The 23,479-nt window shown below is 54.7% G+C and carries 23 protein-coding genes; 3 read left to right on the top strand and 20 right to left on the bottom strand.

Going from position 1 to position 23,479, the window contains the following annotated elements:
• Positions 1-24: 24 nt before the first annotated feature.
• The 14 genes from ptsG to yceD form a co-directional block, all read right to left on the bottom strand.
• Positions 25-1,458 (bottom strand): PTS glucose transporter subunit IIBC, encoded by a 1,434-nt coding sequence (gene ptsG, locus PO881_RS07525; protein ID WP_101760828.1) that lies wholly within the window; start codon positions 1,456-1,458, stop codon positions 25-27.
• A 285-nt stretch (positions 1,459-1,743) separates the two neighbouring features.
• Positions 1,744-2,535, bottom strand: a complete 792-nt coding sequence (locus PO881_RS07520; protein ID WP_280172686.1) for a metal-dependent hydrolase — start codon at positions 2,533-2,535, stop codon at positions 1,744-1,746.
• A 16-nt stretch (positions 2,536-2,551) separates the two neighbouring features.
• Positions 2,552-3,541, bottom strand: coding sequence for a DNA polymerase III subunit delta' (holB, locus tag PO881_RS07515; protein ID WP_192413660.1), 990 nt, complete (start codon positions 3,539-3,541; stop codon positions 2,552-2,554).
• Positions 3,538-4,173 carry a dTMP kinase gene (gene tmk / locus PO881_RS07510; protein WP_192234285.1) on the bottom strand — a complete coding sequence of 212 codons (636 nt, stop codon included), beginning with the start codon at positions 4,171-4,173 and terminating at the stop codon, positions 3,538-3,540. The genes holB and tmk overlap by 4 nt, the downstream gene beginning before the upstream one ends.
• Positions 4,163-5,182 carry an endolytic transglycosylase MltG gene (gene mltG / locus PO881_RS07505; RefSeq protein ID WP_210080519.1) on the bottom strand — a complete coding sequence of 340 codons (1,020 nt, stop codon included), beginning with the start codon at positions 5,180-5,182 and terminating at the stop codon, positions 4,163-4,165. The genes tmk and mltG overlap by 11 nt, the downstream gene beginning before the upstream one ends.
• A complete protein-coding gene (gene pabC, locus PO881_RS07500) occupies positions 5,179-5,991 on the bottom strand; it encodes an aminodeoxychorismate lyase (protein ID WP_192413662.1) in 813 nt (270 codons plus the stop codon). Before pabC ends, mltG begins: the two co-directional genes overlap by 4 nt.
• Positions 5,992-6,066: 75 nt before the next feature.
• The gene (gene fabF / locus PO881_RS07495; protein WP_101760834.1) at positions 6,067-7,308 is read right to left on the bottom strand and encodes a beta-ketoacyl-ACP synthase II; all 1,242 of its coding nucleotides are present in this window, start codon (positions 7,306-7,308) and stop codon (positions 6,067-6,069) included.
• Positions 7,309-7,394: 86 nt separating this feature from the next.
• Positions 7,395-7,631, bottom strand: coding sequence for an acyl carrier protein (gene acpP / locus PO881_RS07490; protein ID WP_101760835.1), 237 nt, complete (start codon positions 7,629-7,631; stop codon positions 7,395-7,397).
• A gap of 153 nt (positions 7,632-7,784) precedes the next feature.
• Entirely contained in the window at positions 7,785-8,519 is a 735-nt protein-coding gene (gene fabG, locus PO881_RS07485; protein ID WP_007885776.1) for a 3-oxoacyl-ACP reductase FabG, read from the bottom strand.
• A gap of 10 nt (positions 8,520-8,529) precedes the next feature.
• Positions 8,530-9,462, bottom strand: coding sequence for an ACP S-malonyltransferase (gene fabD, locus PO881_RS07480; RefSeq protein WP_110865926.1), 933 nt, complete (start codon positions 9,460-9,462; stop codon positions 8,530-8,532).
• 16 nt (positions 9,463-9,478) lie between these two features.
• Positions 9,479-10,432 carry a beta-ketoacyl-ACP synthase III gene (locus PO881_RS07475; protein WP_110865925.1) on the bottom strand — a complete coding sequence of 318 codons (954 nt, stop codon included), beginning with the start codon at positions 10,430-10,432 and terminating at the stop codon, positions 9,479-9,481.
• Positions 10,433-11,473: a phosphate acyltransferase PlsX gene (plsX, locus tag PO881_RS07470; protein WP_280172685.1), complete on the bottom strand. Its 1,041-nt coding sequence runs from the start codon at positions 11,471-11,473 to the stop codon at positions 10,433-10,435.
• A gap of 26 nt (positions 11,474-11,499) precedes the next feature.
• A complete protein-coding gene (gene rpmF, locus PO881_RS07465; protein WP_007885783.1) occupies positions 11,500-11,670 on the bottom strand; it encodes a 50S ribosomal protein L32 in 171 nt (56 codons plus the stop codon).
• 14 nt (positions 11,671-11,684) lie between these two features.
• Entirely contained in the window at positions 11,685-12,206 is a 522-nt protein-coding gene (gene yceD / locus PO881_RS07460; RefSeq protein WP_007885785.1) for a 23S rRNA accumulation protein YceD, read from the bottom strand.
• Positions 12,207-12,346: 140 nt separating this feature from the next.
• Here yceD and PO881_RS07455 point away from each other — a divergent pair, with 140 nt between their 5' ends.
• Positions 12,347-12,931, top strand: a complete 585-nt coding sequence (locus PO881_RS07455) for a nucleoside triphosphate pyrophosphatase (protein WP_280172684.1) — start codon at positions 12,347-12,349, stop codon at positions 12,929-12,931.
• 11 nt (positions 12,932-12,942) lie between these two features.
• Here the strand turns inward: PO881_RS07455 and rluC are convergent, their stop codons facing one another.
• Positions 12,943-13,899, bottom strand: coding sequence for a 23S rRNA pseudouridine(955/2504/2580) synthase RluC (gene rluC, locus PO881_RS07450; protein WP_280172683.1), 957 nt, complete (start codon positions 13,897-13,899; stop codon positions 12,943-12,945).
• A 301-nt stretch (positions 13,900-14,200) separates the two neighbouring features.
• Between rluC and PO881_RS07445 the strand changes: the two genes are divergently transcribed.
• Both PO881_RS07445 and rne read left to right on the top strand, forming a co-directional pair.
• Positions 14,201-14,407 carry a hypothetical protein gene (locus PO881_RS07445; RefSeq protein ID WP_101760841.1) on the top strand — a complete coding sequence of 69 codons (207 nt, stop codon included), beginning with the start codon at positions 14,201-14,203 and terminating at the stop codon, positions 14,405-14,407.
• Positions 14,408-14,471: 64 nt separating this feature from the next.
• Complete coding sequence (gene rne, locus PO881_RS07440; protein WP_280172682.1) at positions 14,472-17,735, top strand: ribonuclease E; 3,264 nt, start codon at positions 14,472-14,474, stop codon at positions 17,733-17,735.
• A gap of 170 nt (positions 17,736-17,905) precedes the next feature.
• Here the strand turns inward: rne and flgL are convergent, their stop codons facing one another.
• The 5 genes from flgL to PO881_RS07415 form a co-directional block, all read right to left on the bottom strand.
• Positions 17,906-18,874: a flagellar hook-associated protein FlgL gene (flgL, locus tag PO881_RS07435; RefSeq protein WP_137385556.1), complete on the bottom strand. Its 969-nt coding sequence runs from the start codon at positions 18,872-18,874 to the stop codon at positions 17,906-17,908.
• Positions 18,875-18,892: 18 nt separating this feature from the next.
• A complete protein-coding gene (flgK, locus tag PO881_RS07430; protein ID WP_110865920.1) occupies positions 18,893-20,536 on the bottom strand; it encodes a flagellar hook-associated protein FlgK in 1,644 nt (547 codons plus the stop codon).
• Between the two features lie 118 nt (positions 20,537-20,654).
• Positions 20,655-21,596, bottom strand: coding sequence for a flagellar assembly peptidoglycan hydrolase FlgJ (gene flgJ, locus PO881_RS07425; RefSeq protein ID WP_192413667.1), 942 nt, complete (start codon positions 21,594-21,596; stop codon positions 20,655-20,657).
• Complete coding sequence (locus PO881_RS07420; RefSeq protein ID WP_101760846.1) at positions 21,596-22,702, bottom strand: flagellar basal body P-ring protein FlgI; 1,107 nt, start codon at positions 22,700-22,702, stop codon at positions 21,596-21,598. The genes flgJ and PO881_RS07420 overlap by 1 nt, the downstream gene beginning before the upstream one ends.
• 12 nt (positions 22,703-22,714) lie before the next feature.
• Complete coding sequence (locus PO881_RS07415) at positions 22,715-23,425, bottom strand: flagellar basal body L-ring protein FlgH (RefSeq protein ID WP_097094260.1); 711 nt, start codon at positions 23,423-23,425, stop codon at positions 22,715-22,717.
• Between the last annotated feature and the right edge of the window lie 54 nt (positions 23,426-23,479).

The following is a 23,479-nucleotide window of genomic DNA, read 5'->3' as shown; positions in this document are numbered from 1 at the left end:
TGTGCGTGCTGTCAGAACAGACGATTACATGCTGCGGATATAATCATCCATTTCGGTTTTCAGGTTATCGGACTTGGTGCCGAAAATCGCCTGAACGCCTGAACCTGCTACCACCACACCACGTGCGCCGAGGCTTTTCAGTTCAGCCTGATCAACCTTGCCGACATCCGCCACGCTGACACGCAGACGCGTGATACAGGCATCAAGGTTAGTGATGTTCTCTTTACCACCAAACGCGGTAACCAGTTTACCCGCCATTTCGCTGCCGGTTGCGCTGCTCTGCTCCATCGCGGTTTCCTCACGGCCAGGGGTTTTCAGATTCAGTTTCACAATCAGGAAACGGAATACGGTGTAGTAAATCAGGCCGTAGATAATACCCACAATCGGGAACAACCAGATTTTGCTGCTGTTACCGCTCAGCACGATAAAGTCGATCAAACCGTGTGAGAAGCTGGTGCCATCACGCATCCCCAGCAGAATACAGATTGGGAAGGCCAGACCTGCCAGAATCGCGTGGATCACATACAAAATCGGCGCCACGAACATGAAGGCAAACTCGATTGGCTCGGTGATACCGGTCAGGAACGAGGTCAGCGCGGCGGAGATCATAATACCGCCCACTTTGGCGCGGTTTTCTGGTTTAGCCGTATGCCAAATCGCAATCGCTGCCGCTGGCAGACCGTACATTTTGAACAGGAAGCCGCCAGACAGTTTGCCTGCCGTTGGGTCGCCCGCCATGTAACGTGGGATATCACCGTGGAATACCTGGCCTGCGGCATTGGTGAACTCACCAATTTGCATCTGGAAAGGGACGTTCCAGATATGGTGCAGACCAAACGGCACCAGCGAACGCTCAATCAGACCGTACAGTCCAAAGGCGACGACTGGGTTTTGATAGGCTGCCCACTGTGAGAATTCCTGAATCGCGGTACCGATTGGCGGCCAAATGAATGACAGCACCACACCGGTGAAAATCGCCGCCAGACCGGAGATGATCGGCACAAAGCGCTTGCCGGCAAAAAAGCCGAGATACTCAGGCAGTTTGATGCGATAGAAGCGGTTAAACATATACGCCGCGATGGAACCGGCGATGATTCCGCCGAGCACACCGGTATCTGCAAGATGCTTAGCCTCAATTTCTCCGGCAGGCATATGCAGCACCAGCGGTGCAACCACCGCCATGGTTTTCACCATGATGCCGTAGGCAACCACGGCCGCCAGCGCGGAAACACCGTCGTTATTGGTAAAGCCAAGCGCCACACCGATCGCAAAGATCAGCGGCATATTGGCAAACACCGAACCACCCGCTTCGGCCATGACGTGGGAAACCACTTCCGGCAGCCAGCTGAAGTTTGCAGAACCAACACCTAACAAAATACCGGCAATCGGCAGAACAGATACCGGCAACATCAGCGATTTACCTACTTTCTGCAGGTTCGCAAATGCGTTCTTGAACATAGAAACTCCTGAGTATGAGTGCAATTTTTTGCGCAGTGCGCATGGCTTAGGGGGAGGATCCTTCGCCGGGGTGACGCTGAGCGTCTTTTGATTTATTACGAAGAGTAAAATAAATCGCTAATTGTTAAATTGACGTCCATCACATTTCGCTAAGGACGTCCCTTTCCTTTCAGTCATTTCTTACTGACTTGCGCTAATAAACAGCAATAAAACACTGCCTGCGTCCCGTAAGACGCAGTGTAGTAGAGTGATTTGTGATTAATTACAGCGTTTGAAATAAAGCGTTTAGCCGCCGAGGCGACTCATCGGGATGTGGAACAGGCGGGAGAAATTTTCGGTGGTGGCAGCGGCCAGCGTTTCGATATCAACGCCTTTTAACACCGCCATGTAATCCGCCACATCACGCGTATACGCCGGCTGATTCTCTTTACCACGGTGCGGTACCGGCGCCAGATACGGCGAATCGGTTTCCACCAGCATACGATCAAGCGGCACGTAGCGCGCCGCATCGCGGATCTGTTCGGCGTTGCGGAAAGTCAGAATGCCGGAGAAAGAGATGTAAAAACCGAGATCGAGCAATTTGGCGGCGGTCTCTTTATCTTCGGTAAAACAGTGCAGCACGCCGCCGCACTTCTCTACCTGCTCTTCGCGCAGAATCGCCAGCGTGTCTTCACGCGCATCACGCGTGTGCACGATGATCGGTTTATTTAACGCAATGCCGGTACGAATGTGCTCACGAAACGAAGCTTGTTGCTGCGCTTTGGTTTCCTGCTGATAGAAATAGTCCAGCCCGGTTTCACCCAGCGCGACCACGCGATCCTCTGCGGCCAGACGGCGGAACTCTTCAACGTCGTACGGCGCTTCCTGATTAAGCGGATGGACGCCACAAGCCAGCGCGACGTTTTCACGATCGCCCACCAGCTGTTTGATTTTGTAGTAATCCGGCAAGGTGGTGGCAATCGCCAGCATAAACTTCACATCGCGCGCCGCCGCTTTGGCGATGACATCATCCAGATCGCGATGGTGCTTTTCATAATCGAGGCCATCCAGATGGCAGTGGGAATCGACAATAAACATAGAGCTCTCTTTTCGCTTAGCCGACCGTTGCCGGAGCCAGTAAACGTCCCCAGGCGAGTAAACGATCGGTCAACATTAATTCTCGATTGAGTGCGGCGACATGTAACAGCTGTTCGCGACACTGCATCCATTGCTGCGCGCTGCTGTTGAGCGCACTGCTGTTCATTCTTTGCGCCAACTGTGTGACCACATCCGGACGATCGCCGTTGCTCAGCCACTGACTTGCGTCCTGCTGCACTTTCATCGCATCCACCAGCAGTGAAATCAGCCAGCTGAGACGTACGGCCACATCTTCGCTGTTTAGCGCGGGTAACAGCTGCAGCACATCGCCGTTGAGCGCTTTAATCAGCGTTTCACACAACGTTTCACGCGCCTGCCAGCGCTCGGGCTGCAACAGCGTCAAGGCGGCGGCGGGTGCGCCATTACTCAAACGCAAGGCAGCGCGCAGCTTCTCTTCCGGCTGCGGTTGCTGTTTCTGCAGCCATTGCAAACTATGCGCCTCTTCCGGCGGCGACAGATGCCACGTCATGCAGCGACTGCGCAACGTAGGCAGCAAGCGTGAAGGTTCGCGCACGCTGAGGAAAAACCAGCAATTGGCCGGTGGTTCTTCCAGCGTTTTCAATAATGCGTTGGCGGCGGCTTCCGTCAGCTGCGCAGCATCGGGCAACCAAACGATTTTTGCGCCGCCCTGCTGGGCAAAGTGATACAGCTTTTCAGTGACGTCGCGCACCGCATCAATACCGAGCGAAGATTTCCCCTTTTCGGCTTCCAGGCGATACCAATCGGGATGCGTGTGCGCCTGCATTAACTGGCAGCCGTGGCAATGGCCGCAACTTTTCAATCCTTCCGGCTGTAAACACATCAACCAACGGCTCACGCCCCAAATCAGCGCATCGTCACCCATGCCTGCAATGGCTTGTACCAGCAAGGCGTGATGCGCCTGGCCGCTTTGATGACGGGCGATAATTTGTCGATAAGGCTGATTCAACCACGGATACCAATTCATGCGGATTGGCCTGCCAGCCAGCTACGCAAGGTGCGTTGAAGTGACGATGTCACGTTTGCAATGTTTTGCGTCGCATCAATGGTGAGTATCGAGGGATCCTGAGCAGCTAAGGTCAGATAGCGTTCACGCGTACGCTCGAAGAAGCGCAATGATTCCTGCTCAATGCGATCCAGCTCACCGCGTGCGCGGGCGCGTTGCAGTCCAATTTCTGGCGTGACGTCGAGATAGAGCGTGAGATCGGGACGGAAATCGCCCAGCACCGCATCACGCAGCGTGGTCATCAGTTGCGCATCCAGTCCGCGTCCGCCGCCCTGATAGGCTTGGGAAGAGAGATCGTGACGATCGCCCACCACCCAGGCACCGCGTGCCAGCGCCGGTTTGATGACGTTCTCTACCAGCTGCACGCGTGCCGCATACAACATCAGCAGCTCGGCTTTATCGGTCACCTGCTCGCCGTCTATGCCCTGCTTGACCAATATACGCAATTGTTCCGCCAGCGGCGTACCGCCGGGCTCGCGCGTGAAGACGACATCATTAATCCCGTGCTCATGCAGCACGGCAACCAGCGCATCGCGTGCGGTGGTTTTGCCTGCACCTTCCAGGCCTTCAATGACGATAAACTTACTTTTCATTTTTTTCCTTCATTGCCAGCCGGTAAACCTGCACCGCTTTGTTGTGGCTGGCCAGATTGGTGGTAAAGGTGTGTCCACCTTTGCCATCCGCGACAAAATAGAGGTAGTTGGTTTTTTCCGGATGCGCAGCCGCTTCCAGTGAAGCACGGCCCGGCATCGCAATCGGTCCCGGCGGCAAACCGCTAATGGTATAAGTGTTGTAGTCGGTCGGCGTTTCCAGATTTTTACGCGTTAGCGTGCCGGTGTAGCTGTCGCCCATGCCGTAAATCACCGTGGGATCGGTCTGCAGCTTCATTCCGGTCCGCAGTCGATTGATGAACACCGACGCCACGCGCGCGCGCTCTTCGCTCACGCCGGTCTCTTTCTCAATGATCGACGCCATGGTGACCATGTCCTGCGCTTTCTTATAAGGCAGATTTTCCATACGTCCCTGCCAAATCTCATCAACCAACTTGTTCATGCGCGCGTGGGCACGCTCCAGCAGCGCCACATCGCTGGTATTGGCGGTATAGAGATAGGTATCCGGATAGAAACCGCCTTCCAGCTGGCTAACATCAAGCTTAAGCGCGGCGGCAACGGTGGCAAATTGATCGTCGCTCAGCGTGTGTTTCAGGTATGGCGCTTTGCGTAGCTCGGCTAACCACTCGGTAAGACGCGAACCTTCAATAAAACGCACCGGGAACTGCGCTTCTTTACCGCTGGCCAACAGTTGCAGTAGCTGGCGCACCGTCATGCCGGTTTCCAGGCGATAGGTACCGGCTTTGAAACGTGCCAGTTCCGGTTCCAGTTTCAGCAGCGGCCCAAACCAGATACTTTGCGGAATGATCTTCTGACTTTCCAGTTGCGCTTCCAGTACCACGCGACCGCTGCCAGCGGGCAAGGTGTAAATGGTTTCTTGCTGCAGTGTTAAGGGCGTATCAGCTAAACGTTCAATCTGCCAATAGCCAAAGGCGGCGGTGAGTCCTGCGACAATTACAACGCCTGCGAGAATTTTTTTCATTCGAGTCATGATACTTCCATCGTCGGGCAACTGGCGCGCAGTTGCTGATACAGCGAGCGTGCGGTAAATGAAACGTCGTCAATTTGTCGCACGGGTAAAACGGGCATCAGGGCGTTACATATCACCACTTCATCGGCGTTCAATACGTCGTCCCTGCTGCCATCAATCAGCTGACAAGTCTGGCCATTTGCGGCCATCTGCGCCATCAGATAACGACGCATAATGCCATCCACGCCAGCCTGCTCAAGCTGCGGCGTAAAAACATTGTTGCCCTTACGCCAGAACAAATTGGCCGCACAGCATTCCACCACCGTCCCGCCAGTGTCAAGCACCAGCGCCTCGTCACCGCCCGTCTGGTCAAGATGCTGGCGAATCAGCACTTGCTCAAGGCGATTTAGGTGTTTTACGCCGGCCAGCAACGGATTGCGCGCCAGACGTATTGGGCTGGTGTGGAGCACAGCGCCCTGCTGTTGCAACGTGGCGTAATGCTGCGGCCACGGCGAGAGCGAAAGAATGCGCGTAGGTGAGTGGCAGCCTGCGCGGCTGTAACCGCGTCCGCCTGCGCCCGGCGTCACGATCACCTTCAGCACCGCCTGTGTGTGTCCCGCAGCGGCATTATGCATTTCTGTAGCGAGCTGAACTAAATCCGGCGCATCCATCATTAGCCTTGCACAGCCCTCTTTGAGCCGCTGCAGATGCGCATCCAGCATCACAACATGGCCGTTAATCACCGCGGCGGTGGTAAAGCAGCCATCACCAAATTGCACTGCGCGATCGCGTGCTGAAAGCTCGGTTTGCGGTATGCCGTTTATCCACATGCTGGCCGCCTTGATTAGCCCGTTAAAAATATAAAAAAGGCCCGCATTGCGGGCCTCTGTATGGCTGAGGAGCGATTAAACCTTGCGGAAGATCAGCGAGCCGTTAGTGCCGCCAAATCCGAAGGAGTTACACAAGGTGTACTCCAGTCCGCTGACCTGGCGCGCCGTATGCGGCACGAAGTCCAGATCGCAACCTTCGTCAGGATTGTCGAGGTTGATGGTCGGTGGAATCGCCTGGTCGCGCAGCGCCAGAATCGAATAAATCGCTTCTACTGCACCCGCCGCACCCAACAGGTGGCCAGTCATCGACTTGGTAGAGCTGACCATAACACTGTGAGCTGCCGCACCAAACACCGATTTCACCGCCTGCGCTTCCGCTTTGTCACCGGCTGGCGTCGAGGTGCCATGCGCGTTGACATAACCGATCTGCTCAGCGTTCAGCTGCGCGTCACGTAGCGCGTTAACCATCGCCGCGGCTGCACCTGAACCGTCTTCCGGAGGTGACGTCATGTGGTAAGCATCGCTGCTCATGCCGAAACCGATGATCTCAGCATAAATCTTCGCACCACGTTTCTTAGCGTGTTCGTACTCTTCCAGTACGACAATGCCAGCACCGTCACCCAACACGAAACCGTCACGATCTTTATCCCACGGACGGCTTGCCGCCTGAGGATTGTCATTACGCGTGGAGAGCGCACGAGCAGCACCAAAACCACCGACACCAAGTGGCGTACTGGCTTTCTCCGCACCACCGGCCAACATCACATCAGCATCGTTATACGCAATGATACGCGCTGCATGACCAATGTTGTGCACACCAGACGTACAGGCAGTTGCGATAGAGATGCTTGGACCTTTCAGGCCGTACATGATGGTGAGATGACCAGCAACCATGTTGACGATGGTTGAAGGCACGAAGAATGGGCTGATTTTGCGCGGTCCACCGTTGACCAGCGAGCTGTGGTTATCTTCGATTAAACCCAGTCCGCCAATACCAGAACCGATTGCCGCACCAATGCGACCAGCATTCTCATCGGTTACGACCAGACCGGAGTCTGCCATAGCCTGAATACCAGCAACGATGCCGTATTGGATGAAGTCATCCATCTTGCGCTGATCTTTGCGCGAGATGAAATCATCGCAATTAAAATCTCTTACTAAGCCCGCAAAACGCGTTGCATAGGCACTAGTATCAAAATGGTCGATCAGGCTAATGCCGCTCTGACCGGCAAGGAGAGCACTCCAGGTAGACTCTACGGTATTGCCGACAGGAGACAACATGCCAAGACCAGTCACAACTACACGACGCTTAGACACGCACGTCCTCCAGGGAGGGAAAAAATAACGCTATGTGGGGCAAACATAAAACTCAGGCGGTCGAGGTGACCGCCTGAAGATATTCATTAACCTTGATGGCTAGTGATGTAGTCGATCGCTGCCTGAACGGTAGTGATTTTCTCAGCTTCTTCGTCTGGAATTTCAGTATCAAACTCTTCTTCCAGAGCCATTACCAGCTCAACGGTGTCAAGAGAATCTGCACCAAGGTCTTCAACGAAAGAAGCAGTGTTAATCACTTCGTCTTCTTTAACACCCAGCTGCTCAGCTACGATTTTCTTAACGCGTTGTTCGATATCGCTCATACTATTTAATTTCCTATCAAAACTCGCTTTCGCGATGGTTTTCGTAGTGTATAAAATGTTGAAAAAGATGCAACAAAATCCCGGCTGGTCGAACCACGATTTTGCGTTATTCTGCGGTGTTTACCGTAGATAAAGCAAATGTTTTCGTGATTATCAGACCATGTACATGCCGCCATTGACATGAAGCGTTTCACCCGTGATATAGGCTGCTTCGTCAGAGGCTAAGAATGCAACAGCATTGGCAATCTCCTGCGGGTCACCTAAACGACCTGCGGGAACTTCTGCCAAAATACCCGAACGTTGATCTTCGTTCAGTGCACGCGTCATGTCCGTCTCGATAAAGCCCGGTGCTACGACGTTTACAGTAATGCCACGTGACGCAATTTCTCGCGCCAGTGATTTGCTAAAGCCAATCAAACCTGCTTTTGCTGCCGCATAGTTTGCCTGACCCGCGTTACCCATGGTCCCAACTACAGAACCGATGGTAATGATACGGCCCACGCGTTTTTTCATCATGGCACGCATAACCGCCTTAGAAAGACGGAAGACAGATGTCAGGTTGGTATCAAGGATATCCGCCCACTCATCGTCTTTCATGCGCATCAACAGATTGTCACGCGTAATGCCTGCATTATTGACTAAAATGTCCACTTCGCCAAATTCGGCGCGAACTTGTTCGAGGACGCTCTCAATTGAGGCGGCATCAGTAACGTTCAGCAGCAGGCCTTTGCCCTTGTCGCCGAGGTAAGCACTGATTGCTTCCGCACCGCTTGCACTGGTGGCGGTTCCCACCACTTTGGCACCGCGCGCAGCCAGCGTTTCCGCAATGGCGCGACCAATTCCACGGCTTGCACCGGTAACCAGCGCTACTTTACCTTCAAAGCTCATGTTTTTCCTCTTATTCCTGGGTAAGTGCAGCGCTCAGTGAAGCAGAATCGTTCACCGCAGCGGCACTCAGGCTATCCACAATACGTTTGGTCAGACCGGTCAGAACTTTACCTGGACCGACTTCCAGCAGCTGCTCAACGCCCTGCGCAGCAATAAATTCGACCGATTCGGTCCAGCGCACGGGGCTATACAGCTGACGGACCAGCGCACTTCGAATCGCAGCACCTTCAGTTTCACACTTCACGTCGACGTTATTCACCACCGGCACCGAAGGCGCACTAAAGGTGATCGCTTCGAGCGCTACTGCCAGCTTATCGGCAGCAGGTTTCATCAACGCACAGTGCGATGGCACGCTGACTGGCAGCGGCAATGCACGTTTGGCACCGGCAGCTTTACAGGCTGCACCCGCACGTTCAACCGCTTCTTTGTTGCCCGCGATAACCACCTGGCCCGGCGAGTTGAAGTTAACCGGTGAAACCACCTGGCCTTGAGCGCTCTCTTCACAGGCTTTACGGATGGATGCATCATCCAGGCCGATAATCGCCTGCATAGCGCCAGTACCTTCCGGTACCGCTTCCTGCATCAGTTTGCCGCGCAGCTCAACCAATTTAATGGCGTCAGCGAAATTCAGCACACCGGCACAAACCAGCGCCGAGTATTCACCAAGGCTGTGACCGGCCATCATGCTTGGCTGCACCGCATTTTTGCTCTGCAATACGCGATAGATGGCAACAGAAGCCGCCAGCAGCGCAGGCTGTGTCTGCCAGGTTTTATTCAATTCTTCAGCTGGTCCCTGCTGGACCAGCTGCCATAAGTCATAACCCAGTGCGTCAGAAGCTTCACGGAAAGTGGCTTCAACCTGCGGGTTTTCAGCGGCCAGCTCGGCTAACATGCCGACGGTCTGCGATCCCTGTCCTGGGAAAACATAAGCAAATTGCGTCATCTTTCGTTCCTGTCAATCAAAAGCGAACCAGCGCAGAACCCCAGGTGAAACCGCCACCAAAGGCTTCCAGCAGAATCAGTTGTCCTGGCTTGATACGGCCATCGCGCACCGCTTCGTCAAGTGCACTTGGCACTGACGCGGCCGAGGTATTACCGTGACGATCCAGCGTGACCACAACTTTCTCCATGCCCATACCGAGCTTTTTGGCGGTTGCGCTAATAATGCGCAGATTCGCCTGATGCGGCACCAGCCAGTCGAGCATTTCACGATCAAGATTGTTGGCTTGCAGAGTTTCATCCACAATGTGCGCCAGTTCAGTCACGGCCACTTTGAAGACTTCATTCCCCGCCATCGTCAGATAAGCAGGCTCATCCTGATGGGCACGATCCTGATACGGCAGCGTCAGCAGTTTGCTGTAACGGCCGTCGGCGTGCAGATGGGTAGAAAGGATGCCTGGCTCTTCGCTTTGACTCAGCACCACCGCGCCCGCGCCATCACCAAACAGAATGATGGTGCCGCGATCGTTAGGATCGAGCGTACGTGCCAGCACGTCTGCACCGATCACCAGCGCATGTTTTACCGCACCATTTTTAATGTATTGATCGGCAACGCTCAGTGCATAGGTGAAGCCCGCACAAGCAGCGGCCAAATCGAAGGCAGCGCAATCGTTAATCTCCAGCATTTGCTGGATCATGCATGCTGAACTTGGGAAGGCATGGCTGGAAGAGGTGGTCGCCACAATGATCAGGCCAATTTCGCTCGCATTCACACCCGCCATTTCCAACGCGCGCTGTGCTGCGGTGAAGCCCATAGTAGCAACGGTTTCTTCCGGAGCGGCAATACGACGCTCACGGATGCCGGTACGGGTGACAATCCACTCGTCCGTCGTCTCGACCATTTTTTCCAGATCCGCATTGGAGCGAATCTGCTCAGGCAAATAGCTGCCCGTACCGATAATTTTGGTAAACATCTACGCTTTGTCACTCCTGGCTAATACAGTGTCAAGGCGCGCCGCAATCCTTTCAGGGACTTGCTTTCGCACCGTCTGCTCTGCCTGCTCTATCGCCACGGCAAATGCACGTTGATTCGCCGCACCGTGGCTTTTGATCACTGTCCCGCGCAATCCTAACAGACAAGCGCCATTGTACTGGTCGGGGTTGAGATGGCCGAAACGCTTCGCCAGACGCTTTTGAATCAAGCGTCCCAGCAATGTTAGCCACCAGGCCCGTTTTTTTCCTTCCTCTGACGATTTAATCAGAGAGAGGAACATTCTTACCACGCCTTCCATGGTCTTCAACGTGACGTTACCAACGAAGCCATCACAAACCAGCACATCCGTCTTGCCGGTGAGGAGATCGTTCCCCTCAAGATATCCAATATAGTTGATTTGCGGTGACGCTCGCAGCACCGCAGATGCGGCGCGGATTGTTTCCAATCCTTTGGTCTCTTCCTGACCAATATTCAGCAGCGCAACACGCGGCTGGGCGATCTCCAGCACTTCTTCAGCCATCACTGCGCCCATGATCGCAAACTGCACCAGCATGGCGCTGTCGGATTCAACGTTAGCGCCGAGATCCAGCACCACCGTTTTGCCATGCTGCTGATGCGGCAACACCGTCATCAACGCCGGACGCTCAATGCCATCCAGCGGTTTTAATAGCATTTTCGCCAGGCCCATCAGTGCGCCGGTATTTCCCGCACTGACACAGGCTTGTGCTTTCCCCTCTTTGACCAACTCTAACGCCACACGCATGGAGCTGCCGCGGCTGTTACGAATCGCCTGAGAAGGTTTGGCATCACTTGCAATAACCGATTCGGCAGGAATAACCTGCACACGCCTCTGTACCGAGGAATCCGCTTTGGCAAGAAATGACGAGATGATGTCGGGATCGCCGACCAGAAGAAGAACCAGCTCCGAATGAGAGGCCAGTGCCTGCAAGGCTGCAGGCACTGTCACGCAAGGACCGAAGTCCCCGCCCATGGCATCAACTGCCAGGGTCAAACGTGTCAAGGTATCGCCTTGTGTAATCGCGAGGATTACTTGGTGATAACCTTGCGACCGCGGTAGTAACCATCCGCAGTGATATGGTGACGCAGATGAGTTTCGCCAGAAACTTTATCTACTGACAGAGCAGCAGTGGTCAGCGCATCGTGTGAACGACGCATACCACGCTTAGAACGGGTTGGTTTATTCTGTTGTACGGCCATGGACCTTACTCCTATTACTTACGCTTTAAACTGGCTAATACGGCAAAGGGATTTGGTTTTTCTGCCTCTGGAGGCAATTGACCAAATACCATGTCCGCGTCGGACACTTCACAGTGTTCAGAATCATGCACCGGAACCACGGGCAGCGCGAGGATGAGCTCATCTTCGATCACTGCCAGCAAGTCGATCTCACCAAAATCATTGACATCAACTGGCTCGTAGGCTTCCGGTAGTGCCTCGGCCTGTTCATCAGAAGAGACAGGACTGAAGCAATAGCTTACGTGAACATGACGTGGAAACGACTGGTTGCAGCGTTGACATGACAGAGTCACCTGCACTTCGGCTGTTCCTTGCAGAACGGCGAGGCGCTGGTTATCAACCGCAAACGACATATCGCATTCAACTTCACTGTCCACACTCACGACCGTTTCGGCCAAGCGCGCCACCAATTCAGGTGCATAAACACCATGATAATCAAGGCGTTTTTGCGCGGCGCGGACCGGATCGAGCGTCAGGGGTAATTTTACCTTTTGCATAGGGCGCGCATATTAACTTTGTAACGTCATAGAGTCAAAGAAAAAGGCCGGTTTACGGCATCTTTCACCCGTTAGTCGCATCCAGTGCGGCGCATAGTTTAAAATGACTGTCATCTTTACGCTATCTATTCTGAAAAAAAATGACGACACCTTTGGTTTTAGCTTCTACCTCCCCTTTTCGTCAGGCGCTGCTAAGCAAACTGGGCCTGCCTTTTATTACCGCCGCTCCCGATTGCGACGAATCCCCGCTGCCTCACGAATCAGCCTCCGAGCTGGTGCAGCGGCTGGCATTAGCCAAAGCGCAGGCGCTGGCCGCACGTTACCCGGACCGCTGGATTATCGGTTCCGATCAGGTTTGTGTATTGAATGGCGAGATAACCGGTAAACCGCATACCGTAGAGAAGGCCTGCCAGCAACTCGCGGCCGCCAGCGGTAACGCCATCACCTTTTATACCGGCCTGGCACTTCTGCAACCGCAGAGCGGCATCCAATCGGTTATTTGCGAACCCTTTACCGTGCATTTCCGCGAGTTGAGTGCCGAAGAGATTCGCGGCTATGTCGAAAAGGAACAGCCGCTACAATGTGCCGGCAGTTTTAAAAGCGAAGGATTGGGGATTTGTTTATTTGACAGGCTAGAAGGTCGCGATCCTAATACCTTGATTGGCTTACCGCTGATCGCGCTAAATGAGATGTTAAGAGCGGTGGGCATCAACGCATTATGTTGATGCCCCTTTAATCAGTCTTTCTTCTGACGCAGTTGCGCGAGGCAATGTTTCAGTGCGCCATCCAGTGGCGCTTCCATCCGCAGCACTTCTCCGGTGTTGGGATGGGTAAAGGTCAACGCAGCCGCGTGCAGGAACAGACGCGACAAGCCCGTCGAACCCAGCTGTGCGTCAAAGTCGCGGTCGCCGTAACGATCGTCAAAAGCGATCGGATGGCCACCGTGCAGCGTATGCACACGAATCTGATGGGTACGGCCCGTCACCGGGCTGGCTTTCACTAAGGTCGCGAAACCAAAACGCTCTTCTACTTTAAAGTGCGTCTCGGAAGGTTTGCCCTCCGCACTCACGCGCACCACGCGTTCGCCGCTCTGCAAAATGTTCTTTAACAGCGGAGCCTGCACCACTTTCAGATGCGACGGCCAGTCACCGCGCACCAGCGCAAGGTAATCCTTCTGCATGCCCTTTTCACGCAGTTGCTCATGCAGCGAGCGCAAAGCAGAACGCTTCTTCGCCACCAGCAGAATGCCAGAAGTATCACGATCCAGACGATGGACTAACTCAAGGAAACGCGCTTCCGGACGCAACGCACGCAGCCCTTCAATCACGCCAAAACTTAATCCGCTGCCACCGTGCACCGCAGTGCCCGACGGTTTATTCAGCACCATCAGGTAATCATCTTCATACAGAATGGCATTGGTGAGCGCCGCGACTTTATCCAGTTTCGGTGAAACCGTATTCTCTTCGCGTTCGGCAACCCGGACCGGCGGAATACGCAGCTCGTCGCCCTCCTCCAGCTTATATTCCGGTTTAACGCGCTTTTTATTTACCCGTACTTCGCCTTTACGCAAAATGCGATAAATCATGCTTTTCGGCACGCCCTTGAGCTGGGTGCGCAAAAAGTTATCAATTCGTTGTCCGGCATTTTCAGCCGTGATGGCGACATACTGTACGCCGGGATTCTCTGTTTTCATGGCGGCGATTCTAATTAGTGTCCCTGGATAGCGCCACCCCTTTTTCTGTGCTTAACTCTCTCTTTGTCGCGTATTGAAACGGTGAAAATGGCGACATTTTCAGCGATGCGATGATTAGCCCTGCAAATGAACAGGTTATGGATGAATAAACTTCTCAGCTTGGCAAAAGTCGCCTTGCTTAATGTGAGTTAGCAATGGAATAATGCAGGGGTTTCTGCCCTGGAAAGATTCAGGCAGGAAAAAGAGCGAAATAAGTCATTTTGCCGGATTTAACGGACACGCAGCAATGGCGTAAGACGTAATGTTAAATCAGGCACTTAGCGGGCTGCGGGTTGCGGCCTGGACGACAGACCAGGATGTGTGGATTTTTGAATACTCTGTAACATTTCCACCTTCAGGCGCTGGATTTCCTTATGAAAAACAGGCCACCGACAAGATTTGCGCCCCTTTAGCCGCCGACAACCGTGAGGTTGACGTCAGTGCATTAAGACACGGGGCCATCGGTTGATTCTCGTCCAGGGTAACGATGCCCGCAGCTAGATCACTCATGTGAGAATAACGAGTAAGTCACGATGAAAAGAATGTTAATTAACGCAACTCAGCAGGAGGAGTTGCGCGTTGCCCTGGTTGATGGACAACGTCTGTACGATCTGGATATTGAAAGTCCTGGACACGAACAGAAAAAAGCCAACATATACAAAGGTAAAATCACCCGCGTTGAACCCAGCCTTGAAGCTGCATTTGTCGATTATGGTGCAGAACGTCACGGTTTCCTCCCTCTGAAAGAAATTTCCCGCGAATACTTCCCCGCCAATTACAACGCACATGGTCGTCCGAATATCAAAGATGTGCTGCGTGAAGGCCAGGAAGTTATCGTTCAAATTGATAAAGAGGAACGCGGTAATAAAGGGGCAGCACTCACCACCTTTATTTCCCTGGCCGGTAGCTATCTGGTATTGATGCCGAACAACCCACGTGCCGGTGGTATTTCACGCCGCATTGAGGGCGACGACCGTACCGAATTAAAAGAAGCACTTTCCGCACTGGAACTTCCAGACGGCATGGGATTGATCGTCCGCACTGCGGGCGTGGGCAAATCTGCCGAATCACTGCAGTGGGATCTCAGCTTCCGTATGAAGCACTGGGAAGCCATTAAGAAAGCCGCAGACAGCCGCCCAGCGCCTTTCCTGATCCATCAGGAAAGCAACGTTATCGTGCGCGCCTTCCGCGACTATCTGCGTCAGGATATCGGTGAAATCCTTATCGATAATCCAAAAGTACTGGAACTGGCCCGTCAGCACATTGCTGCACTGGGTCGTCCGGACTTCAGCAGCAAAATCAAACTTTACACCGGTGAAATCCCGCTGTTCAGCCACTACCAAATCGAATCGCAGATTGAATCCGCCTTCCAGCGTGAAGTGCGTCTGCCATCAGGCGGATCGATTGTTATCGATAGCACCGAAGCCCTGACGGCGATTGATATCAACTCCGCACGCGCTACTCGCGGCGGTGATATCGAAGAAACCGCGTACAACACCAACCTGGAAGCGGCCGATGAGATTGCTCGCCAATTGCGTCTGCGCGATCTCGGCGGCCTGATTGTTATCGACTTCATCGACATGACGCCAGTGCGCCACCAGCGCGCGGTGGAAAATCGTCTGCGTGAGGCGGTACGTCAGGATCGTGCGCGTATTCAGATCAGCCACATTTCACGCTTCGGCTTGCTGGAGATGTCGCGTCAGCGTCTGAGCCCGTCACTGGGTGAATCCAGTCATCACGTCTGCCCACGCTGCAGCGGAACCGGCACCATCCGTGATAACGAATCGCTGTCGCTGTCTATTCTGCGTCTGATTGAAGAAGAAGCGCTGAAAGACAACACCAAAGAAGTGCATGCCATTGTTCCGGTTCAGGTCGCCTCTTACCTGCTGAACGAAAAGCGTGATGCCGTTAGCGCCATTGAAAAACGCCAGGGCGGAGTGCGTGCCATCATCGTGCCGAACGATCAGATGGAAACGCCACACTACTCGGTACTGCGTGTTCGTACTGGCGAAGAGACGCAAACGCTGAGCTATCACTTACCGAAACTGCACGAAGCGGAAATGGCGCTGCCTTCTGAAGAAGAGCACGCTGAGCGTCGTCGTCCGGAGCAGCCAGCACTGGCCGCCTTCGCGATGCCTGATGCGCCGCCTGCGCCGGTTGAAGTGGTGAAAGAGTCTCAGCCAGCAGCAGAAGTGAAAACCAAACCAGCAGTTGCTGCGCCTGCAGTAACCAACGCTGGTTTCGTGGCTCGCCTGCTGAGTGGCTTGAAGAAACTGTTTGCCGGTGATGCGCCTGCTGCGGCGCCTGCTGAAACTAAGCAGGAAACCCCAGCCGTTGTTGCCGCTGAATCTGAAAACACCCAGCAGCGTGGCGAACGTCGTAACAATAACAACCGTCGCAACAACCGTCGTGAACGTACGCCGCGTAATGGCGAAAACGGTCAGGTGCGCGAAGGTCGTGAACCGCGCGAGCCGCGTGAAGCACGTGAGCCACGTGAAGCCCGCGAACCGCGTGATAATCAGGACAACCGTCGTAACAAGCGTCAGAACGAGCCGCGTGAAGCGCGTCCAGTACTGAGCGATGAAGCGCTTGAGCAACGTGATGAGCAGCAGCAACAGCGCCGCGAACAGCGTGCCGATCGCCAGCGTCGTCGTCAGGAAGAAAAACGTGCTCAGCAGCAGGATCAGAAAGCCGCTGAACCGGTTGTTCAGGCGCCTGCGGTTGACGAAAACGTTGAGCACGAAGAAGAACGCGTTCAGGTCATGCCGCGTCGTAAGCAGCGTCAGCTGTCACAGCGCGTGCGTGTTGGCGAAACGCCTGACATCACTGTTGAAGCGCCGGTGGTTCATGATGCTGCCGTTGAAACTGCGCCGCGTGCTCAGTACAAAGAGCATCCTGAAGCCAGCAATGACGAGCAAGATGATAGCGATAACCGTGATAGCGCCAATATGCCGCGCCGTTCACGTCGTTCACCGCGTCATCTGCGCGTAAGCGGTCAGCGTCGTCGTCGCTATCGTGACGAGCGTTACCCAACGCAGTCTGCAATGCCGCTGGAATCTGCTGCTGCTTCACCAGAAATGGCGTCAGGCAAAGTGTGGATCTCTTACCCGGTTGCGCAAGCGCAGGAAGAGTACAGCACGCAAGATGCGATGCATGAAGTGTCGGATTACGGTTACCAGCAAACACCGGATGCCGAGACTCAACCCGCTGCCGCTGTTGAACCGGCCGTTGAGCAGGTTGCCGCTGAAGAAGCCGTACATCAGGTTGAACCGCAGGCGCACACCGATGTGCCCGTGGTGAATACGGATGACGTCACGCCGATTGCCGCGCCCGTTAACGAAGAGCCATCAGTGATCTCTGCTGCTGACGAACAGGTTGCCCAGGAAACCGCGGCTGAAGCGGAACCGGCTGCCGTGGCTGAAGAAGCGAAGCCTGAAGTAAGCGAAGTGGCTGCAGTTGTTGAACAGGCGCCGGTGGATGTATCGCCAGCCGTTGAAGCTCAGGTTGAAGACGTGCTGGCTGCGCCAGTCGCGGCTGAAGCCGAAGTCACGCCAGTCACTGAACCTCATGCGCCGGTTGCGGCACGTGATATCGCAGTGACCACGGTTGAGACGCGCTTCAAGCATCACGCGACTGCACCGATGACCAAAGCACCAGCACCGGCGTGGGAACCTGAACCGGTTCGCAACAGCGACTGGGTCCGTCCAGCCTTTGGCTTCGAGGGCCGCGGCTCAGCCGGTGGTCACAGCGCGACGCATCAGGCAACCGCACCGGCAACCCGTCCGGAAAGCGCGTAAGCTCTGGCAAGTCAGTCAACATCAAACCCCGGCCAGTCCGGGGTTTTTTATTGCCTGCAGGCGGCATTTATGGCGACCTGAATAACAGGCAAAAAAAATCCCACAGCCCCGAAAGGCGGTGGGAGAAACTAAGCGCACCCGGTTAAAGTACGCTCAAAGGTTCAGGTCAATTACGAATTAAGCTGGAACAGTGACAGCTTCGACATATCGGTGAAGGTCTTATACGAAGCTTGCAAGGCGGTTTGTTGCATGGTGTAGCTTGAAATGGCTTGGGTGTAATCAACCTGCACCAGATCCGTCATTTGCGATGCCATAATGGTGTCACGGTCATCACCCTGCGCGTCCAGCGTATCGAGTTCAGCCAGCTGTGAGCCCACGGCTGAACGCACTGCCAGCACGTTGTTCAAGGAGTTGCTCAAGCCACGGTTGGTTTTATCCATGGCATCCTGGAAAACCTGCTTGGTTGCATCATCAGCATCATCCTGCGGCGTTTTTAACGCTGCAATTGCGCTATCAAGCATGTTAAACAGATTGGTCTCGCTGGCACTGCCGTCCGGCTCGGCTTTCGCGTTGCTGGTTATTGACATAAATACTGACGATCCTGTGCTACTCACCGCCATCGTGCGACCATCATCGACTTTCTGCGTAATGGCATCCGCGCCACCCACATAAGTGACACCGGCCGGCGCACCGGCATCGCTGAAAGGCGCGACATCAGTCTGATAGCCCGCAAAAATGTATCGTCCATTACCATCACGGCTATTGGCCTGGTTAAGTAATTGCGAGCGAATGCCTTCTAATTTGGTGGCAATGGAAGCACGGTCATCGTCGCTCAGCGTACCGGTAGAACCATACACAATCATGGTTTGCGCATCCTGGATGCTGCTGGTCACGCTGGAGAGTGCGTTCTCTTCCATCGACAAGCTCTGATCGGCAAAGCTGCGTGCCGTGGCATATTGGGTACTTTTCGCCTGCGATTGCGAAAGCACGACGGCACGTGAGGCGGCGATAGGATCATCTGAAGGATTGCTGACGCGCAGTCCGCTAGAGAGTTGCTCACCTACTTTTAACCAGGAAGCTTGCGAATCGGTGATCCCGCGCACCTGCTGGTTGAAAATCATATTGGTACTAAGACGCATGGTATTTATCCTCTATGCTTAGCCGCGGATGCCCATCAGCGCATTGAAAATGGTACTCGCTGTTTGCAGCACTTGCGCGTTCGCCATATAGAACTGCTGATACTTAGTCAGATTTGAATACTCTTCATCAAGGTTGACCCCCGATACTGACTGCTGGCGATCGCTGAGCTGTGTCACCACGTTCTCCTGGGTGGTGCTCGCGGTTTTTAATGTACTGGTTTTATTACCGACGGTGCTGACAATGCTGGCGTAAGCCTGGGCGATGGTCGCATTACCATTCACCAGCTTGCTATCCTGCAGATCCAACAATTTCTGCGCGTTACGGTTATCGCTTTCACCGCTGGTTGCGCTGGATGCCGCAGCAATTTGCGACTCATCGGTGATCGCGACCGACATGCCCGCAATGACGTTCTGGACCGGTTTGACCAGGAAACTGTCTTTCGCGTTAGGCGCGGGTGAGGTGCTCACCGTCAGTTTCAGGCCATCAAAGTTGAGGGTGCCGTCGGTCGCATCTGGCGTAACGCTAAACTTCACGTTGTCAGACATGCGGGTCACCGACCAGTTGCTGCCATCATAACTTACGGTGTAGTTAGAGGCTTTCATCGCGCTGGTGTCTGACCAGGCCGCCGTAACGGTAGCCGCTGAAGTATTTTTGCTGTTACCCACCACGGTTGGCGAACCGATATTAAAGAAGTTGCCCCCCTGGTCGCCGTTGCTGTCATAACCTTCGCTGTGCACGGTATTAAAGCTGGTGGTGAACGCTGCCGCTAACTGGCCGAGCTGATTTTGCGCGGTATCCAGATCCTGGGTGCGGAACGCCAGCAAACCGCCGAGTGAACCGGTGGTTAGCGTCTTCTCAGGGATCTCAACGTTACCCGCCTGCTTATCGACATAACCGACAGTGGTACGTGTTGAATCGCTGCTGGACGGCATCGCCACTAAGCTGGTGGAGTTTTTACCATTCACCAACGTCACACTGCCCATCGAGACAATATAGCTGCCGTCCTGCTGGGATACGTTCACGCCCACCACATTGTTCAGGCTATTCACCAACTGATCGCGCTGATCCAGCAAATTGTTCGGCGCCGCGCCACCACCGGTGGTCAGCTTGGCGATCTGGCTGTTCAGGTCGGCAATCTGGCTGGTGAAGGTGTTGATCTGATCGACGTTCGAGGCAATATCCGTGTTAACGCTATTCTGCATATTGTTGAGATACTGCGCGGTGGTCTGGAATTGGTTCACCAGGCCTTGGGCGTAGCTCAGCATTGACTGACGCGCCGACGGGTCGTTGGCGTTACTCACCACGTTCTGCACGTTGGTGAAGAAGCTTTGGATTGAGGTCGACAAGCTGGTGGTCGACGTCGACAGCAGATCGTCAATGTTGGAAATTTGGTTGTATTGCGTGTTCACTGCGCTGTAGTTGGCGCTGGAGCCACGCAATTGCGCAGTAATGAACTCATCGTATTCACGCTGTACGCCTGAAAGCGTCACACCGTTGCCGTAATAGCTGTTGCCCTGCAAGGTGCTGTTCGACTGCGACAAAATCGCCGTCTGACGCGAATAGCCCGCTACCGTGTAATTACTGATGTTGTTACTGGTGGTGCTTAATGCAGCCTGTGCGGCGCTCAGCCCACTCATCGCTGAGTTAATTATGCTGGACATCTCGGTTCCTTAATTTCCCGTTAACCGGGCTGGCAGTCATCAGTGCGATTGCGCGGACGAGGACGCCCGCGGCATGTGATTGTTATCGGCGTGCTTAAGTGAAACTTGAGAGCAAAAATCAGAACAAATCGGTGATGTCGTTGCTGTACGCCTTCACCACTTTTTCGCCCATGTTTTTGAATTGCTGGATCATTCCCACCAGTTTCTGCGCATACTTTGGATCGGTAGCGTAACCGGCGGCCTGCAAGGCACGCGCGCCCTGCTCGGCACTCGGTGCGTTGGCAACGGCGGCATAACGAGGATTATTGGACAGCAGTTTGACGTAATCGCTGAGCGCTTCCATATAGGAACCATACACACGGAAACTGGCGCGCACTTTCTTCGCTGCCCCGCCTTCGTATTCGGTGGTCATGATATCGGTGGTTTCGCCCTTCCAGTCGCCGCTCGCCTTAATGCCAAACACGTTGTAACTCGGCTTGCCGTCGCGCGTCAGAATCTGTCGCTGGCCCCAGCCGGATTCCAGTGCGGCCTGCGCCAGAATCAGGTGATGCGGAATACCGCTCTGCTGGCTGGCGACCTGCGCCGGCTGCGCCAGCTGCGCGATAAAGTCGTTGCTGTCGCTCGGCAAACTGCTGGGCGAGACCGGCAAACGCGGCACCGCCTTACGCACCATCTGCTCCAGCTGATTCGACGGCAGGTTGCTATAGATGAAGCTGTTATCCAGCTTCATCGGCACCGTACCGGCGGTTTCGTCCGGCTCCTGAGCGGGCTGCATCTGCTTAACGATGATATCGGCCATGCCGAGACCACGTTTGCCTATGTCCTGTGCAATCTGCTGATCGTACATCGAGGTGAAAAGCCGCGTCTGATCGTTGCTCAGCAGGCCATCCTGCGGCAGCGCTGCACGCATGCTTTTCATCATCATCTGCACGAACATCCCTTCCACCTGTTTGGCCACCTGCATCGCCTTCCCTTTCGGGTCGGCGGCGGCTTCGCGTTTCAGGTCGTTCAGCGAGCGGCTGTCGTACGCCGCATTCACCAGCGATTGCGTATCGTTCATCAGATAATTTCCAGTTTGGCGCGCAAGCAGCCTGCGCTTTCCATCGATTGCAAAATCGACATCAGCTCAATCGGTGACGCACCCAGCGCATTCAGCGCACGCACCACGTTATTGAGGTTGGCGCTGGCGTTAACCCGTTGCAGCGCGCCGCCACTCTGACGCAGATCGATCTGGGTATTGTTGGTGGTCACAGTCTGCCCACCCGCCAACGGCGTATCCGGCTGACTGACGTTCTGCTGCTGATTGACGGTAACCGACAGATTGCCCTGCGCCACCGCACAGGTGTTCAGCGTCACTTCGCGGTTCATCACCACCGAACCGGTACGTGAGTTGATAATCACCTTGGCATCTTCGAGCGGCACCGCAACATCAAGGTTCTGAATTTCGGCCAGCAGACGCACCTGAGAACTGTTATTAGGCGAGACGCGAATCTGCACGGTACGGGCATCCAGCGGCTGCGCCGAACCAATCCCACGGCTGTTGATGGCGTCGGCAATGCGCTGCGCCATGCTGAAGTCTTCGTTATTCAGCTGCAGGTTAATGGTGTTCTGGCTACCAAAGTTGCTCTGCAGTTCACGCTCTACCGTGGCACCGCCGGTAATGCGGCCACCGTTCAGCTGGTTAACCTGCACGCTGCTGCCACCGGCAGAAGCGCCGGCACCGCCGACCAGAATGTTACCCTGCGCCAGCGCATAAACCTGGTTATCGACGCCTTTCATCGGCGTCATCAGCAGCGTACCGCCGCGCAAACTCTTGGCGTTACCCAGCGAAGAAACCACCACATCAACGGTTTGCCCCTGACGCGCAAAGGTTGGCAGCTTAGCGGTCACCATCACGGCCGCCACGTTTTTCAGCTGCATATTGGTGCCAGCCGGCACAGTAATGCCGAGCTGGGAGAGCATATTGCTCACGGTTTGGGTGGTGAACGGCGTTTGCGTGGTCTGGTCACCGGTACCATCAAGGCCCACCACCAAACCGTAACCGATCAGCTGGTTGTCGCGCACGCCCTGCACGGAGGTTAGATCGCGGATGCGGTCAGCATGCGCCAGTAAGCTGAAACCGAGCAGCATGCCAAGGCTCAGGCGGAGCAGAGTCGTCATATTCATTGTTACTACCTCTTACATCGGCGAGACGTTCAGGAAGAAACGCTGGAACCAGCCCATCGTCTGCGCTTCATTGATATAACCATTTCCGACGTACTCAATACGTGCATCGGCCACCTGCGTTGACAGCACCGCGTTGCTGGCGCTGATGGTGCGTGGGTTAACCACGCCCGAGAACCGGATAAATTCGGTGCCCTGGTTAATTTCGATCTGTTTCTCACCCACCACGCGCAGGTTGCCGTTCGACAACACCTGATTGACGGTGACGGTGATGGTGCCCGTAAAGGTGTTGTTGGCTGTCGCGCCACCTTTACCAGCGAAGTCATTTTTGCCATTGGCATCCAGCGTGGCTTTTTCGCCACCGGCACCCACCAGACCGCTCAGGCCGGTTGGTACACCCGTCACACCAAAACTGTTGCTGCCATCGCGGCTGGCATTGGCCGAAGAACTTTTGCTGGCGCTGACGTTTTCCTGCAAGGTGATCGTCAATGTATCGCCAATGTTGCGTGGACGACGATCCTCAAACAGCGGCTGATAGCCGTAGTTCAGCGGTGCGACGCCCTGAAAAATGGAACCGTTCACCACCGGCGGTGCGGATGGCGTCGGCTCTGCCGTAGTCGATCCCTGTACCAGTGGTGTGCGCGGAACCAGCGCACAACCGTTAAGCGTGAGTAGCAGCGTGGCTACCAACCAATGACCAGGCTTGAGAATCACTTGCTTCGCCACTTTTTGACCTTCTTCATGTTGCTTAATCAGGCCAGCAGAGCTGGCCCAACGACA

Source organism: Pantoea sp. SS70, assembly GCF_029866845.1.
Taxonomy (GTDB): domain Bacteria; phylum Pseudomonadota; class Gammaproteobacteria; order Enterobacterales; family Enterobacteriaceae; genus Pantoea; species Pantoea leporis.
This window is presented reverse-complemented; position numbering and strand designations above follow the sequence as displayed.

Coding starts and splice junctions, on each gene's coding strand:
- flgJ (WP_192413667.1), bottom strand. CDS start 21,596: ATGAACGATACGCAATCGCTGGTGAATGCGGCGTACGACAGCCGCTCG.
- rne (WP_280172682.1), top strand. CDS start 14,472: ATGAAAAGAATGTTAATTAACGCAACTCAGCAGGAGGAGTTGCGCGTT.
- fabG (WP_007885776.1), bottom strand. CDS start 8,519: ATGAGCTTTGAAGGTAAAGTAGCGCTGGTTACCGGTGCAAGCCGTGGA.
- rluC (WP_280172683.1), bottom strand. CDS start 13,899: ATGAAAACAGAGAATCCCGGCGTACAGTATGTCGCCATCACGGCTGAA.
- PO881_RS07475 (WP_110865925.1), bottom strand. CDS start 10,432: ATGTTTACCAAAATTATCGGTACGGGCAGCTATTTGCCTGAGCAGATT.
- ptsG (WP_101760828.1), bottom strand. CDS start 1,458: ATGTTCAAGAACGCATTTGCGAACCTGCAGAAAGTAGGTAAATCGCTG.
- holB (WP_192413660.1), bottom strand. CDS start 3,541: ATGAATTGGTATCCGTGGTTGAATCAGCCTTATCGACAAATTATCGCC.
- yceD (WP_007885785.1), bottom strand. CDS start 12,206: ATGCAAAAGGTAAAATTACCCCTGACGCTCGATCCGGTCCGCGCCGCG.
- acpP (WP_101760835.1), bottom strand. CDS start 7,631: ATGAGCGATATCGAACAACGCGTTAAGAAAATCGTAGCTGAGCAGCTG.
- tmk (WP_192234285.1), bottom strand. CDS start 4,173: ATGAAAAGTAAGTTTATCGTCATTGAAGGCCTGGAAGGTGCAGGCAAA.
- rpmF (WP_007885783.1), bottom strand. CDS start 11,670: ATGGCCGTACAACAGAATAAACCAACCCGTTCTAAGCGTGGTATGCGT.
- mltG (WP_210080519.1), bottom strand. CDS start 5,182: ATGACTCGAATGAAAAAAATTCTCGCAGGCGTTGTAATTGTCGCAGGA.
- PO881_RS07445 (WP_101760841.1), top strand. CDS start 14,201: ATGTTAAATCAGGCACTTAGCGGGCTGCGGGTTGCGGCCTGGACGACA.
- pabC (WP_192413662.1), bottom strand. CDS start 5,991: ATGTGGATAAACGGCATACCGCAAACCGAGCTTTCAGCACGCGATCGC.
- flgK (WP_110865920.1), bottom strand. CDS start 20,536: ATGTCCAGCATAATTAACTCAGCGATGAGTGGGCTGAGCGCCGCACAG.
- PO881_RS07520 (WP_280172686.1), bottom strand. CDS start 2,535: ATGTTTATTGTCGATTCCCACTGCCATCTGGATGGCCTCGATTATGAA.
- PO881_RS07420 (WP_101760846.1), bottom strand. CDS start 22,702: ATGAATATGACGACTCTGCTCCGCCTGAGCCTTGGCATGCTGCTCGGT.
- flgL (WP_137385556.1), bottom strand. CDS start 18,874: ATGCGTCTTAGTACCAATATGATTTTCAACCAGCAGGTGCGCGGGATC.
- fabD (WP_110865926.1), bottom strand. CDS start 9,462: ATGACGCAATTTGCTTATGTTTTCCCAGGACAGGGATCGCAGACCGTC.
- PO881_RS07455 (WP_280172684.1), top strand. CDS start 12,347: ATGACGACACCTTTGGTTTTAGCTTCTACCTCCCCTTTTCGTCAGGCG.